Genomic DNA, 17,487 nt, shown 5'->3' on the forward strand with positions numbered 1-17,487 from the left:
AAAACCTTAAAATTTTTGCTATAAAATTAGCCCTCTATAAAATTAGATTTTTCTTCACCACAATCTGGACAGATCCACTCTTCTGGAAGAGATTCAAATAAAGTTTCTGGTGATATGTCATTTTCTATATCCCCTACTGCTGGGTCATATTCATAGCCACATCCATTACAAACATATCTCTTCCAAGTAGGAATAGTCTTTTTAGGAACATACTTTTTCATTTTCTTCATAGGAGGTGCTTCCTTTTTTGGTTCTCCATTATCTAAAGCAGCTGTTAGTAATGGCATTATTTCTAGTAAGTCTCCAACAATACCATAATCTGCGTTCTTAAATATTGGAGCATTAGGATTATTATTAATAGCAACTATCGTAGTAGCATCCTTTATCCCCTTTAAATGTTGTCCAGCACCTGATATACCACATGCTATATAAAGATTTCCATTAAATTTTTGACCTGACATCCCAACATAACGATTTAAAGGTAAATATTTTAAAGTTTCAGCCACAGGACGTGATGAACCAATTGCTGCACCAGCCTGAATAGCTAAAGCTTTAGCAAGTTCCATATTTTTTTCTTCTCCAATTCCCTTACCTACACTAACAACACGGCCTGCCTTGGATATTGGAGTATTTATATCAATACCAACAGTAAAGTCATAACCATCTGCTTTTAATGATTCTACAAGCTTAGCAACTTTTTCTTCAGCTGTTCCATCTTTAATAATCATCTTCTTACGAGCACCAGTCACTCCACCAAATGGAGATTTTTTAGTTATAGTTTCATTTTTAGGCATTTTACCAATTATGTGAGATGCAATTACCATTCTTTGAATCTCATTTGTTCCTTCATAAATAGTACAAATTTTAGCATCACGATATGCTCTTTCTACATCCATTCCTTTAAGGTAACCAGATCCTCCAAATATTTGTAATGCATCATTTACAACCTCTAAACATATATCAGAGGCATATTGCTTAGCCATAGCAGCTTCCATAGAATAAGGTTCATGATTTTCCTTAAGTTCAGCAGCACTATATACTAAAAATCTAGCTGCTCTTAGCTTTGTTGCCATATCAGCTAATTTAAATGAAATTACTTGTTGTTGACAGATTTGTTTACCAAATTGTATTCTTTCCTTTGAATATTCTAAAGCATTTTCATAAGCTCCTTGAGCTATACCTAGAGCTTGAGCTGCAATACCTATACGGCCACCATCTAATGTTTTCATAGCTATTTTAAAGCCTTGTCCTTCTTCACCTAATAAGTTTTCCTTAGGCACTTTAACATTGTTAAATATTAATTCAGCAGTTGAAGAAGATCGAATTCCCAACTTATCATAATGATCACCAAAGGTAAATCCTTCCCATCCCTTTTCGACTATAAAGGCACTTATGCCTCTAACTCCTATGTCCGGAGTTGTTACTGCAAATACAACATAAATATCAGCTTTATCTGCATTAGTTATAAAAATCTTTCCACCATTTAAAATATAATAATCGCCTTCTAGTTCAGCAGTAGTTTCTGTTCCACCAGCATCACTTCCAGCATTAGGTTCAGTTAAACCAAAGGCACCAATTTTTTCACCTTTAGCTAAAGGAATTAAATATTTTTGCTTTTGCTCTTCATTTCCATAGGCAAAAATTGGATATGTTCCTAATGAAACATGGGCTGATAGAATTACACCTGTACCTCCATCAACCCTAGAAAGCTCTTCAACTGCAATGGCATAACTAAGTGCATCTAAACCTAATCCACCATACTTCTTAGAATAAGGAGTTCCTAATACACCCATTTCTCCTAACTTTTCTATAGCCTCATCTGGAAATTTACTTTCCTTGTCCAACATAAATGCTATAGGCTTTATTTCAGTCTCTGCAAATTCTCTAATTTTCACACGAAAAGCTTCGTGCTGTTCTGTAGTCTTAAAAAACATAAACTTGCCTCCTCTTATTTAGTGTTTTATTTAATTTTTATAAATTTTTTAAAATTTATAAAATATGTAAGTCTAATATCAAAATACACTATTCTAATAATCAAGCTAAAACTTATGTTGTTATGTCCTTATGTGTTATATACTCTATACCAATTAATATCTATTATTCCAGTTTTTCTCTTTCTTAATAATAATTATTATAAAACTCTAAATATCCATTGTCAAATTTTTCTGTAAACAATTCCAGTTTTATAATTAATATTAGTGCCTACTAGATAATATTATTTATATCTAAAACTATATATTCATTTTAATCTTAATAAGAAGAACTTTTTATAATTCACTCATCAGAAAAAGTGTAGCTAATATTATAAAAATAGTTTACTTGAGAGGTACAAAAAGAAAATTTACACACATTTTTGCATAGGCTTTTACAATAATTTTAATAACAAAAAAAGTATGTTATTCATTAAAAACAACATACTTTTTACTGCAGTCGGTACTCATCACTTTTGTATCCTCAAACCAGCACTTTACAAAGTCAACATCACTTAAAATAATTTATTCCAATAGTATCTCTAACCTCATCTAAAGTATTTGAAGCTACTTCTCTTGATATTTTACTCCCTTGAAGTAAAACACTATAAATGTAATCTATATTTTTTTCTAATTCCCTACGTCTAGCCCTAATTGGTTCTAGCTCTGCTTGTAAAACTTCATTTAAGAATTTCTTTACTTTTACATCACCGAGTCCACCTCTACTATAATGCTCCTTCATATTTTTTAAAATTTCTTTATCCTTGCAGAAAGCATTTAAATACGTAAATACAGGATTATCTTCAACTTTACCTGGATCTTCTACTCTTATATGATTTGGATCTGTATACATTGCCATAACCTTCTTAGCTATAATATCTGGTTCATCAGATAAATAGATTGCGTTATTTAGAGATTTACTCATTTTTGAATTTCCATCGACACCTGGCAATCTTCCCATACCATTTATGGGAATTATAGCCTTAGGTTCTACTAATATTTCTTTACCGTAAATACTATTAAAGCTTCTTACTATTTCTCTAGTTTGTTCTATCATAGGTAGTTGGTCTTCTCCTACTGGAACTATAGTAGCCTTAAAGGCTGTTATATCTGCTGCTTGACTTACTGGATATGTTAAGAAACCTGCTGGAATACTCAATTCAAAGTTCTTTTCTTTTATTTCATTTTTCACTGTTGGATTTCTTTCAAGTCTTGAAACTGTAACTAGATTTAGATAATGCATTGTTAATTCGTTTAACTCTGGTATTTGTGATTGAACAAATATTGTAGATTTTAAAGGATCTATTCCTACTGCTAAATAATCCAATGCTACCTCTATTAAATTTTTTCTTATTTTCTCTGGATTCCTAGCATTATCAGTTAAAGCTTGTTGATCTGCTATCATTATGAAGCTTGTGTAATCCCCATTATTTTGTAGATCTACTCTCTTTTTTAATGAACCTACATAATGTCCAAGATGCAACTTCCCTGTTGGTCTATCACCTGTTAATATGATTTCTTTACTCATAATCTTCACTCCTTAATTCTTTGCAAAATAAAAACTCCGTCCTAAATAAATAGGACGGAGATAAACCGCGTTGCCACCTAAATTGTATAGTAAAATATACTATACCACTCCTTTTCAAGTACTACCATACTCTATCTGCTATAAGATGCAGCCCACCACTTAGATACTCTGATAATCATTTCTCATCGTTCCTCAAAGGTCCATTCACTAAATCTCTTCTTGTTAGGATTCCACCACCCCTAACTCTCTTTATTGAAGCTTAATATAGCTACTACTCCTTATCTTTGGATGTTATTATTTAAATTTATTACATTTTACATCAAATACTCTTAATTTGCAATCTTATAATACTTAAATTTCCTTGACAAATTCCTATTTATCAATCTCCTATTCTCTTCGAAATATATATCATAAGTAAATTATAGCATAAATTCATGGTATTATTTAATTTTCAAAGAACATATTTTATTGTTTAGATTAATAAAATTTCTTATATTTATTAAAAATAAAAAGACCACAATATAATATTCAATTTAGACTGATATACTTCCCGCAGTCTCTTATATAAAGCCTTCTACTAAAATGGTGGGGTACTAATTCTATTTAATTATTATGTTTATGCTTGTTTTAGCATAAAACATCTTTAAAGGCTAGTTATATCAATGATTTAGGTGTAGTTACTACATAAATTAATTAGGTAACTACTATATACCCCATTCTTCTTTTAACTTATTAACTATTTTCATCATCTCCCCATCATCTTTTACTATATTTGGGTGATATGCCTTTCTAAAGTTTCATATAGTTTCTTATATTTACTTTTATATTCTTCATTGCGGTTATTATGTTTATTACTATGATAGTCACCATATAAATTATAATTATTGTAGTTACTTTTAAAGTTTTCATAATAACTACGTTCCTGTTTTTTTAATTCATACTACTTTTTTATATTGTTTAACATTTTTTAGTACTCCAAATATATCATAACAATAATCATATGAATTTTTGCCATACACTTTTTCAAACTTTTCTTTTTCTTACACGTATCTCTTTAATATATCTTCGCTCATTCTTGCTGGATTACAAAAACTTAATTTCTACCTCTCAATAGAGTGTAATCTATACTCATTTGTTATTTAGCTTTGAGAATAAAAAATATCACAAATTCATTTCTGAATGATGCGACATTTTAATCTGATACTTCATATTAATGGAACTTTTCCTTAAAGTGTTTTCGTAATCCTGCAATCTATTTAATCAAACCTTTATAAGCTTTTTGCAATTTGATTTCTTGTAATAGTTTCCCATACTCACTTAAACTTTTACTCAATGATTCCATTCTCTATTCCTCCTAAATGCTATAAATAAATTCCTATTTTTCACAATGTAACGCTACATCCTTAATATAACTATCTCCTGCATAAAGCTCAATTATCTCCTGTTTTTCCAAATCATTGAGCCTATTAATATTCGCAATATAATCACCATGGCTCTCGCCATTAATCATATTCTTAACTACCGTGCATTGGCATACAACCTTTTTAGTGGATGCTGAGTTCTTCATTCTTTCTTTTGCTAGTTTATTAAATAATCTCATAATATTCATCTCCCAATTATAAATGACCTGTTTATTATTAATATATATAAATTCAGATTGCTTTTTTAACATTCAACCCCATCCTAAATTGGAATTTAAAGGAGGAAATATTTAAAATATGAGTATTATAAAAAACGAAATTCCAATTTTAGAGTTTGATACAGAACATAAATCGGTTATTATGCCAAATCACGAAAAACTTGACTTACATCTACCACGAAAGGCTGTTTTTGCATTTCTCGGTGAACATATAGATAAATATGCAAAAAATCATAAATGTGTACAAGTATCTAATTTTATTTCAGCAACAAAAATATACCCTATATATGTAACTAACTATAGAGGAGAAAATATTTGTTTGTGTCAAGCGCCAGCGGGTTCAGCACCAGCAGCACAGTTATTAGATTGGTTAATAGGTTATGGTGTTAAGGAAATTATTTCTGCTGGTTCGTGTGGAGCATTAGAGAATTTTCCTGAAAATACTTTCCTTATTCCTAAAAAAGCTTTAAGAGATGAAGGTACATCTTATCACTATATGATGCCATCACGCTATGTTGATGTTAACAAATCTGCATTAAGATCAATCGAAAAAACATTGAAAGAACATGGTCTAAAATATACTGAGGTTATATCCTGGTCTACGGATGGATTTTTTCGAGAAACAAAAGAAAAGGTATTATATCGAAAAGAAGAAGGTTGCTCAGTTGTTGAAATGGAATGTTCTGCATTAGCTGCTTGTGCACAGATGCGAGGGGTAATATGGGGAGAAATTTTGTTTACAGCTGACAGTTTAGCTGATATTGAGAAATATGCTGAAAGAAATTGGGGTGGAGATTCATTTGAATATGCACTAAAACTTTGTTTAGATACTTTAATCAATATAATATAGTTTAACATATAGATAAATTCCAATTTATCAATTAGAATTTATGAACAATCTTAAATTATTAGGATTAAGAAGTAAAGTGGACAAATTAATTTGTCCACTTTTATACGTTCTATTATCAACACTGGTTTAAAACAGAGCCTATTTTTTAAATATTCCCTCATACCAAACTTTAATATTTAAAGTTAACTTCAAGTCAATATAGATAAAAAAGTAGAGTATATATTATCTTGCCTGCTCACTTTTATTCTCCAAAGTGGAATCAATATAATATATATTCTACTTAGTATAAACTAACTATTTATATCACATGTACAATTTTATCTTTAGATCTAAAAGAATGGAAAGAATGGAAATGGGAAGAAAAATGGGAATACCCCACGGACATTATTAAACGGAAAGCCCCTACGTCTAAATCTCCTGCGTCTTCTCATTCCCCTACCGCCACCAAATTGCCTTTGTCCCTCAGGCATAGGCATATCGTCTAGATCTATTACGTCCTCACCAACTAACATAATAATTCCATTAGAATCGACATTTTCTAGGATTCCGTCCACTGAACTACCATCTTTCATTACTAAAATAATATGAAAGTCTATTAATCTTTTGCATTCATCGAATAAATTTTGTAGGCTATAATTCTCGCCTCTGTCAAAATTCAATTAAATCACTTCCTTTCTATTAGCATGATATTCACCCTAAACAAAAATGGTACTATTTGTAAGATGTTTTTTATTTATACTCAATATAAACTTTCTAAAAAACTAGTTGAACTAATACCATATAACATATCGTTCAACCAGCAATAGAAACTAATATTCTAATAATAGAATTATAACGCTTGTTCTCTTTTATTAGTTATCTATAAAAATAATAACTAATAAAACTAGCCGTAAGCAAATATAATAATTACTTAAGACTAGCTCCATTAGCTACTAATTAATATCTATATTAAAATTCTGTTGTACCAAATTTATCATTTATAAGATATTGTATATTAAAAAAGATGACACCTATGTGTCACCTTTATAAATTTCACTCATCTTCTTTATTCATAATTTTACTTTTTCTTTTAATTGTAGTGGAGATATAACTTTAACTTTGTCCTGCATGCTTATAACAAAATCCGCAATCCAGTCCAAATCACTAACTTGAAATATTATGTATCCCTTTTCTTCATTGCTGTTTCTCTAAAAAAATTTTGCATAAATTTTATCTGTTAGAAAAATTTCATTAATTATGTCATATTCTAATGTAACATTATATAAAGTTTTTGAATCTTGCTAGGAAACAAAGCAGTACCGAAATCATTTCTAAAATCATTTTTTTCAATTGACTTGCAATTAAAATTTTTATCCAGAATTCTATATGAAACAATTCTATTAACCTTAAAAAAACGAAATTCATTATTATCTTCACAAAAACCATATAAATACCAATATGACTGCTTAAAAATAAGTTTATATGGATGAATAATCCTCATTTTTCTAGAGCTTCTAGAAATATATTCAAGGCAAATACACTTATGATATTCTATCGCTTCATGCAAACCAGTAGTTTTTTCCTGTGTAATGATATCCTTGAAAGCATGATGATAAATCAATTAAATAGTCACTTTCTGAAAATATAGTTTTTGTTTCTTTTGGTATTATTTTTGCCATTAGATTTATTAGATCATTATTTCTATTAATGCTCATCAACCCAGAAAGTGCAGTAAAAATATTTTTTATATCATTATTAGAAAAAATACTTTTTTTATATTTGTATCCTTCAACAACTTATACTCCGCCACCAATACCCGAATATGTAATTATAGGAATTCCTGATTCATTTAATGTATCCAAGTCACGAAAAACTGTACGCTTAGAAACTTCAAATCTTTCTGCCAGCTCTTTTATTGTAATTCTGTCTGTATTAACTAGTATATTTAATATTCCTAATAATCTATCAATTTCCATAGTAGCACACCTTCTATCAATTATTTAGTTAAACTAAAAGCAATCTATATTTATATATCATAAATACTTTATATTTGTATAAAAAACTCTATTTAGGCATTTTTTATAATTTTTTCTCTGCCTTATGTTATATGGTGCGAGTTTATAGAAAAAATTATAAACTATACTCCCCTTATGAGAGCACATGTAATATATCTAAGCTACAAATTCCTATTTAACGGGCTCAATTACTATTACTTGCTAATTATAAATGTAATTATAGCTTATAAAAATCTATTATTAAACATTTATAACTATATATTCATAGAAAATATATGATGTCCCCATATCCATTTTCTTCATAAGGCATTTCTGGAAAATCAAAGGGATATATAATACTTCCATCTATGTTTAATTATAAACTATGTTTTATACAGAATCTTTTGAGAGTTTTATAAGTATATTAAATCTCAAGGATTTGTTTTTTCTTAATATTAAACTCCTCTTCTGTAATAGCGCCCATATCCAATAATTCTTTGAATTTTAAAATTTCATCTGCTGAGCTATAATTTTTCCCTGAACCTGTTTGTTGTACTACTGGATTTGTTTTAGACTCTTGTACCTCTAAAAGTAATTCATGTATTTTATCATTAATATTTCTAGCTGCACTTTTATTTACTTCAACATTAAAAGTTTCTTTTACAGTATCTATAGTAATAATACCTGTTATTGCACCTGTCGTCATAGTAATATCATTAAGATTTTTTAATGATACAGTTTGAATTATTTCTCCTACCATCTTCTTTTGTGCCATAACGATCCTTTTGTTAGTAACAGCATAGGCAAAATTAGAATCATGTTTACCATTAACATAATTATGAAGACCAATAAAGCACATTAATATTTTTTCAAAAAATAGACACTTAAAAAATCCATGGAATAGCTATCAAATGATAATTTTATTCCATGGATTTTTTTAAATTTTGTGATATTTATATTGTGGTCTACCTACCTTACCGTATTCCACCAATTTTTCCACTTTATTTTCTTTTTCCATATATTCAAGATATCTTCTAACTGTTACTCTTGCTATACCTAGTTTTTCTGCTAAATATTCTGCTGTCAAATCCTCATAATTACTTTTTTCTATTTCATCCCATATAGATCTATATGTGAATCTATTAAGTCCCTTAGCAAAATCCTCTTCATTTTTGGAAACAATTGAGTTAGCTATCAACTTATCTAATTCCTTCTGTTCAATTTCATCATTATTTTTGAATTTATCATATCTACCTTTAAATTGATAAAGTGCCTCTTTAAATCTATCAAAGTCAAAAGGTTTAATTAGATAATCTACAACTCCATACCTAAAAGCTTCTTGTATTCTCTCAATAGATTTATCAGCAGTAATTAAAATAATATCTATGTCTATCTCTTGTGCTCTTATCCACTTTAATAAATCAATTCCATTTTCCTTAGGCAGGTACACATCTAATAATATTAAATCAGGTTTTTTAGTTGATATAACTTTTTTTGCATCAGTAAGGTTAGAAACAGCTTTATATAAAACAAATCCTTCTATTCTTTTTAAGAACTTAACATTTATTGCTCTAACCATAGGATCATCTTCAATAATCATAACTTCAATCAAACTTATCACTCCTTGCCATTGGTATATCTATATTCCAAAGAACACCTTCATCTACATGAAATTCTATTGTACCTTTCATTTCATCTATTATTTTTTTAACAATATACATACCATGTCCACGCTGTCCTTCCTTCGTAGAGAACCCTTGCTGATATATTTTTTCTCTATATTCTAATGGAATTCCTCCACCATTATCTTTCACTTTTATATTTAAAAAATGTTTATCTTCAACTATTTTTATATATATTAATCCAGTTCCATCATTTTTAACTTCATCTAAAGAATTCTCTATTAAATTTCCCACAACTGATACAATTTCTTCAGAAGACATACATTCTGGTAAATTTTTAAGCTTTGAATTTTCATCTATTTTTAATTTAACTCTACATTCCTCAGCCTTATTATATTTTGCAAGTAACAAAGCTGATAAAGAAGGATCTTTTATTTTCTCTGTTAGAATATTACTTATATTATTTCTTACCTTCGCCACATCTGCTATAAATTGTAGAGCTTCAGTATATTCTTCTAGCTGTATAAGTCCTGCAATTGTGTGAAGTTTATTCATAAATTCATGATTTTGAGCTCTTAAGGACCATGCCATTTTTTTAGCACCTGTGAGCTCTTCAGCCATTCTAGTCACCTCAGTTTTATCTCTAAAGCTAGCAATAGCTCCAACAACCTTCCCTCTATTAATTATAGGGATTCTATTAGTCATTATTATTGTGTTATTTATTCTCTGCTCTTCTTCAAACTCAGGTTTTCCCGTCTCTAATACATTAATCATATGGGTATTAGGAATAACTTCTTCTACATTATGCCCTATAATCTGTTCTTTATTAACAGCATTTTTAAGATTTAATATCTTTAAAGCTGAATCATTTATAAGAGTAATTATACCAATATGATCAACAGCTACTAACCCCTCATGGATAGCATCAATAATTCCCATCCTTTCATTATAAAGCTTTGTTATCTCATCCGGCTCAAGTCCCATCAAAATTTTCTTTATATTATTTGCTAATAAAAATGCACCTATTATACCTACCGTCAATCCACCAATTGCAATTAATATTATATATAAAATAGCTGTATGCTTAGCTGTTTCAACACTGTGAGTTAGTGTACCTACACAAACAAAACCTATCTCTTTTTTGTTTTCTTCATCATATATTGGAGCAAAAGCTCTTAAGGATTTTCCCAATGTTCCCGTAGCCTCAGAAATATACGTTTCTCCCTTTTGAGATACTCTATACTCATCTCCTCCAACAAAGCTTTTCCCTATCATTTCAGGATTTGGATGAGAATATCTAATCCCCTCCATATCTACTACAATTATATACTCAATTTGCTCTAAATGTTTAAGCTGCATATTAACATAAGGTCCAATCTTTCGGTTTGGATCCTTATCCTCCAATGCATCTACTATCTCTCTAGAATGCGCCACCATCTCAGCTACATTCATAATATTAGTTCTAGCCTTATTTTCAATATTTCCAGTCATCCACGAGGCGACAAAAGAAATGATTATAATTATAGAAACAAACACTACTGCACTAACTAATAATGTAAGCTTTGTTTGCAATTTAATTGGTTTTTTCATATTCATCACCTCAATTTTAATATATCTTTTCTATTAATTAAAATACATTAAAATGCTATAACATAACTATTTTAAATGTATAAACTTTTGAAGTTTTTATATTTATATTTTGAAACTAAAAAACACAGAATAGTAGAAGACCTTATGTAAACCTAGAAGAATTAATATAAGAGACTATCCTAATCTCATTATATAGTACTTCATTCATAATTGTCTCCTACTTTTTCCGTGTTTAATTTAGTATCTAATCAATATTTTTTATGCAACTGCTTCATTCTTCATTTTTTTCATTTTATTTTTTTGGAGTAGTTTGAATGCATAAGTTACAATCAGTGGACAAAGGATTGCTGAAATCACGCATGCTGCTGCAACCTGTGCAGTTGCCAATGTTGCCACAACAGCCATACTTGGATCTGCAGCTGCAACAGCAGCTGGTGTCGCTACAGCATTTCCTGCTGTTGACCCTGTTGCAAGTCCAATTATAGGTTCTTCTTTAAATAGTTTCAATAATACGTAAGCTCCTATTCCTGTTAAAGAAGCTATTACTCCTAATAATATACCAGGACCTCCTGCTTCTACAATAGTTTTAAGATCCATTCCTGCACCTAATGGGAAAGAGAAGAATGGAATTAATAACATTTTACTGCTTCCAAGGAATTTTCTCATATCAGGATCAATATTTCCTAAAATCATACCTACTACTATTGGAATCATTACTGCTACAAGTGCCTTAAAAGGAACTTGAGCAAGTCCTGATGCACCTAATGCAACTAATGTGAAAAATGGGCCATCTTTTAAAGATAATAAAGCATAAGCTCCTACATCTGTTTCATCACCATACTGTGAAGCAAGAGATGCATATAATCCACCATTACAATTTGTTAATGCCGCAAGGATAGCTAATGGTGATAAACCTAATACTCCTGCAGGTCCAAAAACTTTTCCTACAAATATACCAATACCTGCACCTACTATAAATTTTCCTGATATTAATATTGCACCTTTTTTTATTGCCTTTGGTGCTAATTTGAAATTAATTTGTGAACCAATTAAGAACATAAAACAAGCCAAAATTGTTGTTGATGCCTTTGGTCCGAATAATGCCGTTGTGAAACCACCAATCTCGAAAAATTGTGGAAAAAATGTATTAACTAATACCCCTAAAAAAAGTGGGACTACCATCATACCGCCTGGAATTTTATCAAGTGTTTTTTTAATTGGAATTTGCATTTTTACCCCTCCATTTATCTTTTATCCGCTTGTAGAATTTCTACAAGCGGTTCATTATTCTAAATTTTTATACTCTTGCTACTCCACTTTTTCTTGCTGCTTCTTTTATTGCTTCAGCTACATTAGCTGCAACAGTTTTGTCTAATGCATATGGAATTACATTTTCTTCATTTAAATCTTCATCTTTTATAATAGAAGCTATAGCATATGCTGCTGCAATTTTCATTTCTTCATTTATTTCTTTTGCCCTAACATCTAATGCTCCTCTGAATATTCCTGGGAATGCAAGTACATTGTTAACTTGGTTAGGGAAGTCTGATCTTCCTGTTCCAATTACTCTAGCTCCTGCTGCTTTTGCTTCATCTGGCATTATTTCAGGTGTTGGGTTTGCCATTGCAAATAATATAGAATCCTTATTCATTGATCTTACCATGTCTTGAGTTACTACTCCTGGTGCTGAAACTCCTATAAATACGTCTGCACCTACTAATGCATCAGCTAAAGTTCCTTGAATATTCTCTGGATTAGTTATCTTTGCAAGTTCCTTCTTAGCATCATCTACATTTTCTATTCCTTTGTAAAGAGTGCCAATTCTATCACATGCAATTAGATTCTTTACTCCTGAAGAAAGTAATAGTTTAGCTATAGCAGTTCCTGCTGCTCCTGCACCATTTATAACAACCTTTACGTCTTCTATTTTTTTATTAACAACTTTTAATGCATTTATCATTCCTGCAAGAACAACTATTGCAGTTCCATGTTGATCATCGTGGAATACAGGTATATCAAGTTCTTTCTTTAATTTTTCTTCAACTTCAAAGCATCTTGGAGCTCCAATGTCTTCTAGATTGATTCCTCCGAAGCCTGGTGCTATTAACTTTACAGCTTTTACAATTTCATCAACATCCTTTGTATCTAGACATATTGGGAATGCATCAACCCCTGCGAATTCTTTAAATAATATTGCTTTACCTTCCATAACTGGTAATCCAGCCTTAGGTCCGATATCTCCTAATCCTAATACTGCTGTTCCATCTGTCACTACTGCAACTAGATTTCCTTTTGAAGTATACTTATAAACGTTTTCTTCATTCTCATGAATTTTTCTACATGGTTCTGCAACTCCTGGAGTATAAGCTAAACTTAAATCATCTCTTGTTTCAACTTTAATCTTTGATTTTATTTCTATTTTTCCTATATTGTTTTCATGTAATTTTAAACTTTCTTCAAAATAATTCATATTTTATACCTACCCTTCAAATTTCATATTATTTTTTGTATTCGTTTTCCATGAGTAAATAATAACATCACTTTTTTATTATTAAAATATTTTAAACTTTAAAAACATATTATGGTCATAAAGAATATTTTGTTATGTTTTTAACAACATATAAATATTGTTATTAAATTCATTTAATTAGTAATAATCCTAACAGTATGGTAATATTAACTAGACTAAACAGGTACAAAATAAAATTCAAGATATTAAGATGGAGGTAACAATGGCTAAAAACCAAAGCGTTAAAGGAAATTTCAATTATAATAACATAGAGAAGAAAGACAAGAACTTTATGTACAAAAATCTCGAAAGAAGTAATTGCTATAATTGTAATTTTTCAGGTTCAAATTTTGATTATGTAAATTTTAGAGGTGCACATTTTAAGTCATCTAGCTTTTTTAAATGTAGCTTTAAATGGTCTGAGTTTATAGGAACTAATTTCAAAAAGAGTAATTTTAAAAATGCAATCTTTGAAAATGCTATATTTGACTCTGTAAAGCTAGAAGATGTTGATTTTAAAGATGCAAAATTCATAAACACAATATTTGTATCAAGTGACATGAGCAAAGCTAAAAATCTAGACACTAAAAATCCAGAAATAAGAATTTTTGATGAAATGCCTCAAATAGAAATAAGTGAAGAACTTAAGAATGCAGCTTTTAATACATTCAGTAATAAATATATAAAAGCTTCAAGGGTTCTGGATACAAAAGACGGCGGTCTTAATTACTTAAATATTATGATTCTTTTAGAAAACTTTGATGAAGAAATATTAATTAAAGGATTAAATTTTATTGCTAGTGAATTAGATAGAGATTTTTATACACTAAGTTATATAATAAAATTTATTCAAAATATACCAATATCTTAGTATTAACAAATTTTACATAATAGTATTTCTTTTAAAAAGTAAATAATCCAGTGAGCTGTGCACATTTTATTGTTATCTCACTGGATTAGTTAAACTCTTTTTATTTTATTACTTCATTTTAATGATATTAACCTTATTCATATCGTAATGACTCCACAGGATCAAGCTTTGAAGCTTTATTAGCTGGATACAAGCCCGCAATAATTGAAATTAATATAGCAAAACCTATAGTCCCAACAACTAACCAAATAGGAGTAGAGAAAATATTAGGAACGTCATTAATTCCCTTTGATTTCAAGAAACCATCTAAGAATACTTTAATAATTTGAGTATTTATTAAACTAAAAACTACACCTATTAATCCGCCTATAAATCCAATAGCAGCTGATTCTACAATGAACAACCTCCTTATATCCCCCCTAGAACATCCTAAGGCTTTCATTATTCCAATAGATCTTGTTCTTTCATATATAGCCATAGTCATAGTATTAATTACACCTATAGAAGCAACGAATACTATTATTATACCTATCACTGCTAACACAGCGTTAACTACAGTGAAAGTAGATTTAACATCTTTAATCATTGATTGTATACTTGTAGTTCCATAACCCATTTTAGTAATCTCATCTGAAACTGATGAAACATCAGATATATTTTTTACTGTAACTTCTACTTTGTCTGCTCCATTTTCTTCATAATAGTTTTGATTTAAACTTTGGTAACCAAGTAAATCTTTTGCATCATCGATAGAAACTATTAATTTATCACTATTCGGAAAATTTTCTCCTATTATGCCTACAACCTTAAAGTTCTTAACTAAAGGATCCATCTTTGGTATCCCAGGCATATCTGCTAACTTGGCTGTTAAAGTGATTTCCTTTCCAACAACAGATTGAGCATCATTAATATCTAATTTATCTAAAAGTTTTTTTCCTACTAATATTGAATTTTTATCTTCCTTTTTAAGCATTCTACCGTAAATAATTGGTTCTAAATCTTCTTTCTTTTCTTTAATTTTTACAGTTTCTATGTTATTCTCAGTAAATATCGGGTAATTTAAATCATATGCCAAAATAGCTGTATCCTTTATCTCCTTATCCATAAGCTTTTTCTCAATAGATGGTATATATGTATAAACACTTATATCTTTAACCTCTTTAATTTCTTTAATTTTGTCCAAAGCATTCTTGTCTAGAATCTTCTTAGTCTTTGATTTTGATTCTTCAGAAGAATTTTCCCCTTCTTTATTAATTTCCAAATTTATACCATCTACTTCTGTCTTATAAGGGATTACATTAATAACATTAGCAGATGCATTAGCTTTCAAATTATCTTCTATAATCTTTTGTACTCCTACTCCGAGACTTACCATGAGTATTATTAACATAGCTCCTATGGAAACTGCAAAAGATGTAAGAAAAGTTCTCATTTTTCTTCTACTTAGATTTCTAAATGCTGTTTTTATACTATTTTTCAGTTTCATATTAAACCTCCACCTTACCATCCTTAATTTTTATAACTCTATCCGCATACCTTGCTTCTTCCATGTTATGTGTTACCATAACAATGGTATATCCTTTCTTTTTAAAATTAGTAAGCATTTCCATAGCCGCTGATCCTGATTTAGAGTCTAAATTTCCAGTTGGCTCGTCCGCTAAAATTATTTTGGGATCATTTACCAAAGCTCTAGCTATGCTCACTCTCTGTCTTTGCCCACCTGAAAGTTCTGTAGGTTTATGCTTCATTCTATCTCCCATCCCCAAAGCTTCAAGCACTGATTTAGCTTTATCATTCATTTCTTTATCAGATACTCCTGCTATCATTAGCGGCATCATAACATTTTCTACTGCTGTAAGGGTAGGCTCTAAATTAAAGGATTGAAATACGAATCCAATTTTTTCATTTCTAAATTTAGACATTTTCTTATCTTTAAATTTACTAATATCCTCACCTTCGATAATTACCTCTCCCCTTGAAGGTCTATCTAATCCTCCTATCATATTCATTAATGTAGATTTACCAGAACCCGATGGTCCAACTATAGCAACAAACTCACCTTTTTCTATTTTTAAACTTACATCATCTAACACAGTAAGTTTCTCACTACCAATATTATAAGTCTTACTTATATTTTTAATATTTATCATGTTTTTTCTCTCCTTATTCTTAATTATATTTTTTATTTTAATCCATCATCACCTTCATCTAAATATTCTAAGATATCTCCTGGTTGACAATCTAAAGTTTTACATAATGATTTTAATGTAGAAAAACGAATAGCTTTTGCTTTATTATTTTTTAAAATCGAAACATTAGCCATGGTTATACCAAGCTTTTCTGAAAGCTCTGTAGAGCTAATTTTTCTTTTTGCCATCATCACATCTAGATTTGCTATAATAGGCATGGAAACACCCCTTTCTATATTGTTTTATCATTTTCATCCTTAATCTCTATAAAAATCTTAAATAATTGTGATAGTACTAAGAATAAAAATCCTATAGTTGTTCCGATGAAAATAACTATAAAAATAGGACCTAGTAAAAGAGCATTTCTAAAAAAATCAGTTGAGTACTTTAAGTATGTTGTACTCATGATAAAAATAATTATTTCACTAAATGAACAAAAGGAAATTATTTTTAAAGAGTTAACAATGTTAAGTGAAAAGGCATTATTTTTTGCAACTAACTTACAGATTTTCTTTAAATTAAATAATGCTATAACATATGGAACAGCACATAGATAAATACATGTGGATATTTTTATCACTAAGTTTTTATCCAATAAAGAATATTCACTTTTTAAAAGTGCAGTTGTAATAAGTGGAGTTCCTAAAAGCATTAATAATGTAATACATATTCCTAGAAGTACAAGAAAATTTAAAATTTTGTAGTTTAAGTTTTTTTTCATTTCACTAACCTCTCCTTTAAGTTTA

Annotated in this window: 19 protein-coding genes and 1 other annotated feature; of the genes, 2 read left to right on the plus strand and 17 right to left on the minus strand. The window is 29.5% G+C overall.

Annotation, left to right across the window (positions count from 1 at the left end; genetic code table 11):
• Positions 1-26 precede the first annotated feature (26 nt).
• The 3 genes from ACZJV1_RS13245 to ACZJV1_RS13255 all read right to left on the minus strand — a co-directional run bounded on the left by ACZJV1_RS13245 (position 27) and on the right by ACZJV1_RS13255 (position 5,098).
• A complete protein-coding gene (locus tag ACZJV1_RS13245) occupies positions 27-1,934 on the minus strand; it encodes an acyl-CoA dehydrogenase family protein (RefSeq protein ID WP_463650426.1) in 1,908 nt (635 codons plus the stop codon).
• 547 nt (positions 1,935-2,481) lie between these two features.
• A complete protein-coding gene (trpS, locus tag ACZJV1_RS13250) occupies positions 2,482-3,498 on the minus strand; it encodes a tryptophan--tRNA ligase (protein WP_463650427.1) in 1,017 nt (338 codons plus the stop codon).
• A 47-nt stretch (positions 3,499-3,545) separates the two neighbouring features.
• Positions 3,546-3,792 (minus strand) — a binding site (T-box leader).
• A 1,081-nt stretch (positions 3,793-4,873) separates the two neighbouring features.
• Complete coding sequence (locus ACZJV1_RS13255; RefSeq protein WP_463650428.1) at positions 4,874-5,098, minus strand: hypothetical protein; 225 nt, start codon at positions 5,096-5,098, stop codon at positions 4,874-4,876.
• Between the two features lie 181 nt (positions 5,099-5,279).
• On the opposite strand from ACZJV1_RS13255, the gene ACZJV1_RS13260 reads away from it, so the two are divergent.
• The gene (locus ACZJV1_RS13260) at positions 5,280-5,987 is read left to right on the plus strand and encodes a nucleoside phosphorylase (RefSeq protein WP_463650429.1); all 708 of its coding nucleotides are present in this window, start codon (positions 5,280-5,282) and stop codon (positions 5,985-5,987) included.
• A 329-nt stretch (positions 5,988-6,316) separates the two neighbouring features.
• On the opposite strand, the gene ACZJV1_RS13265 is transcribed toward ACZJV1_RS13260, so the two are convergent.
• The 10 genes from ACZJV1_RS13265 to ACZJV1_RS13310 all read right to left on the minus strand — a co-directional run bounded on the left by ACZJV1_RS13265 (position 6,317) and on the right by ACZJV1_RS13310 (position 13,642).
• Positions 6,317-6,646, minus strand: coding sequence for a hypothetical protein (locus tag ACZJV1_RS13265; protein WP_463650430.1), 330 nt, complete (start codon positions 6,644-6,646; stop codon positions 6,317-6,319).
• Positions 6,647-7,036: 390 nt separating this feature from the next.
• Positions 7,037-7,147: a WCX domain-containing protein gene (locus ACZJV1_RS13270; protein ID WP_463652164.1), complete on the minus strand. Its 111-nt coding sequence runs from the start codon at positions 7,145-7,147 to the stop codon at positions 7,037-7,039.
• Between the two features lie 86 nt (positions 7,148-7,233).
• Entirely contained in the window at positions 7,234-7,587 is a 354-nt protein-coding gene (locus ACZJV1_RS13275; protein WP_463650431.1) for a WYL domain-containing protein, read from the minus strand.
• On the minus strand, positions 7,526-7,681 hold the full coding sequence (locus tag ACZJV1_RS13280; protein ID WP_463652180.1) for a hypothetical protein: 156 nt from the start codon (positions 7,679-7,681) through the stop codon (positions 7,526-7,528). The genes ACZJV1_RS13275 and ACZJV1_RS13280 overlap by 62 nt, the downstream gene beginning before the upstream one ends.
• Before the next feature lie 81 nt (positions 7,682-7,762).
• A complete protein-coding gene (locus ACZJV1_RS13285; RefSeq protein ID WP_463650432.1) occupies positions 7,763-7,942 on the minus strand; it encodes a helix-turn-helix transcriptional regulator in 180 nt (59 codons plus the stop codon).
• A 442-nt stretch (positions 7,943-8,384) separates the two neighbouring features.
• Positions 8,385-8,819: a PH domain-containing protein gene (locus ACZJV1_RS13290; RefSeq protein ID WP_463650433.1), complete on the minus strand. Its 435-nt coding sequence runs from the start codon at positions 8,817-8,819 to the stop codon at positions 8,385-8,387.
• 78 nt (positions 8,820-8,897) lie between these two features.
• Positions 8,898-9,572, minus strand: coding sequence for a response regulator (locus ACZJV1_RS13295; RefSeq protein WP_411168375.1), 675 nt, complete (start codon positions 9,570-9,572; stop codon positions 8,898-8,900).
• Entirely contained in the window at positions 9,565-11,172 is a 1,608-nt protein-coding gene (locus tag ACZJV1_RS13300) for an ATP-binding protein (RefSeq protein ID WP_460288336.1), read from the minus strand. The genes ACZJV1_RS13295 and ACZJV1_RS13300 overlap by 8 nt, the downstream gene beginning before the upstream one ends.
• A 258-nt stretch (positions 11,173-11,430) precedes the next feature.
• The gene (locus tag ACZJV1_RS13305) at positions 11,431-12,402 is read right to left on the minus strand and encodes a 2-keto-3-deoxygluconate permease (RefSeq protein WP_460288337.1); all 972 of its coding nucleotides are present in this window, start codon (positions 12,400-12,402) and stop codon (positions 11,431-11,433) included.
• A gap of 67 nt (positions 12,403-12,469) precedes the next feature.
• A complete protein-coding gene (locus ACZJV1_RS13310) occupies positions 12,470-13,642 on the minus strand; it encodes an NAD(P)-dependent malic enzyme (protein WP_463650434.1) in 1,173 nt (390 codons plus the stop codon).
• Between the two features lie 262 nt (positions 13,643-13,904).
• Between ACZJV1_RS13310 and ACZJV1_RS13315 the strand changes: the two genes are divergently transcribed.
• The gene (locus ACZJV1_RS13315; RefSeq protein WP_463650435.1) at positions 13,905-14,552 is read left to right on the plus strand and encodes a pentapeptide repeat-containing protein; all 648 of its coding nucleotides are present in this window, start codon (positions 13,905-13,907) and stop codon (positions 14,550-14,552) included.
• A 133-nt stretch (positions 14,553-14,685) separates the two neighbouring features.
• Here the strand turns inward: ACZJV1_RS13315 and ACZJV1_RS13320 are convergent, their stop codons facing one another.
• The 4 genes from ACZJV1_RS13320 to ACZJV1_RS13335 are packed head-to-tail and all read right to left on the minus strand — an operon-like array spanning position 14,686 to position 17,462.
• A complete protein-coding gene (locus ACZJV1_RS13320; RefSeq protein WP_463650436.1) occupies positions 14,686-16,038 on the minus strand; it encodes an ABC transporter permease in 1,353 nt (450 codons plus the stop codon).
• A gap of 1 nt (position 16,039) precedes the next feature.
• Positions 16,040-16,702, minus strand: a complete 663-nt coding sequence (locus ACZJV1_RS13325; RefSeq protein ID WP_411168381.1) for an ABC transporter ATP-binding protein — start codon at positions 16,700-16,702, stop codon at positions 16,040-16,042.
• A gap of 32 nt (positions 16,703-16,734) precedes the next feature.
• Entirely contained in the window at positions 16,735-16,959 is a 225-nt protein-coding gene (locus tag ACZJV1_RS13330; protein ID WP_463650437.1) for a helix-turn-helix domain-containing protein, read from the minus strand.
• 14 nt (positions 16,960-16,973) lie between these two features.
• A complete protein-coding gene (locus ACZJV1_RS13335) occupies positions 16,974-17,462 on the minus strand; it encodes a DUF2975 domain-containing protein (RefSeq protein ID WP_460288343.1) in 489 nt (162 codons plus the stop codon).
• Positions 17,463-17,487 lie beyond the last annotated feature (25 nt).

The sequence above is a fragment of the Clostridium sp. LS3 genome (assembly GCF_055330225.1).

What these genes read in the sequence shown, in the direction of transcription:
- trpS (WP_463650427.1), bottom strand. Translation starts at nt 3,498, where the DNA reads ATGAGTAAAGAAATCATATTAACAGGTGATAGACCAACAGGGAAGTTG.
- ACZJV1_RS13320 (WP_463650436.1), bottom strand. Translation starts at nt 16,038, where the DNA reads ATGAAACTGAAAAATAGTATAAAAACAGCATTTAGAAATCTAAGTAGA.
- ACZJV1_RS13260 (WP_463650429.1), top strand. Translation starts at nt 5,280, where the DNA reads ATGCCAAATCACGAAAAACTTGACTTACATCTACCACGAAAGGCTGTT.
- ACZJV1_RS13285 (WP_463650432.1), bottom strand. Translation starts at nt 7,942, where the DNA reads ATGGAAATTGATAGATTATTAGGAATATTAAATATACTAGTTAATACA.
- ACZJV1_RS13290 (WP_463650433.1), bottom strand. Translation starts at nt 8,819, where the DNA reads ATGTGCTTTATTGGTCTTCATAATTATGTTAATGGTAAACATGATTCT.
- ACZJV1_RS13255 (WP_463650428.1), bottom strand. Translation starts at nt 5,098, where the DNA reads ATGAGATTATTTAATAAACTAGCAAAAGAAAGAATGAAGAACTCAGCA.
- ACZJV1_RS13300 (WP_460288336.1), bottom strand. Translation starts at nt 11,172, where the DNA reads ATGAAAAAACCAATTAAATTGCAAACAAAGCTTACATTATTAGTTAGT.
- ACZJV1_RS13325 (WP_411168381.1), bottom strand. Translation starts at nt 16,702, where the DNA reads ATGATAAATATTAAAAATATAAGTAAGACTTATAATATTGGTAGTGAG.
- ACZJV1_RS13245 (WP_463650426.1), bottom strand. Translation starts at nt 1,934, where the DNA reads ATGTTTTTTAAGACTACAGAACAGCACGAAGCTTTTCGTGTGAAAATT.
- ACZJV1_RS13330 (WP_463650437.1), bottom strand. Translation starts at nt 16,959, where the DNA reads ATGCCTATTATAGCAAATCTAGATGTGATGATGGCAAAAAGAAAAATT.
- ACZJV1_RS13310 (WP_463650434.1), bottom strand. Translation starts at nt 13,642, where the DNA reads ATGAATTATTTTGAAGAAAGTTTAAAATTACATGAAAACAATATAGGA.
- ACZJV1_RS13335 (WP_460288343.1), bottom strand. Translation starts at nt 17,462, where the DNA reads ATGAAAAAAAACTTAAACTACAAAATTTTAAATTTTCTTGTACTTCTA.
- ACZJV1_RS13315 (WP_463650435.1), top strand. Translation starts at nt 13,905, where the DNA reads ATGGCTAAAAACCAAAGCGTTAAAGGAAATTTCAATTATAATAACATA.
- ACZJV1_RS13305 (WP_460288337.1), bottom strand. Translation starts at nt 12,402, where the DNA reads ATGCAAATTCCAATTAAAAAAACACTTGATAAAATTCCAGGCGGTATG.
- ACZJV1_RS13280 (WP_463652180.1), bottom strand. Translation starts at nt 7,681, where the DNA reads ATGAGCATTAATAGAAATAATGATCTAATAAATCTAATGGCAAAAATA.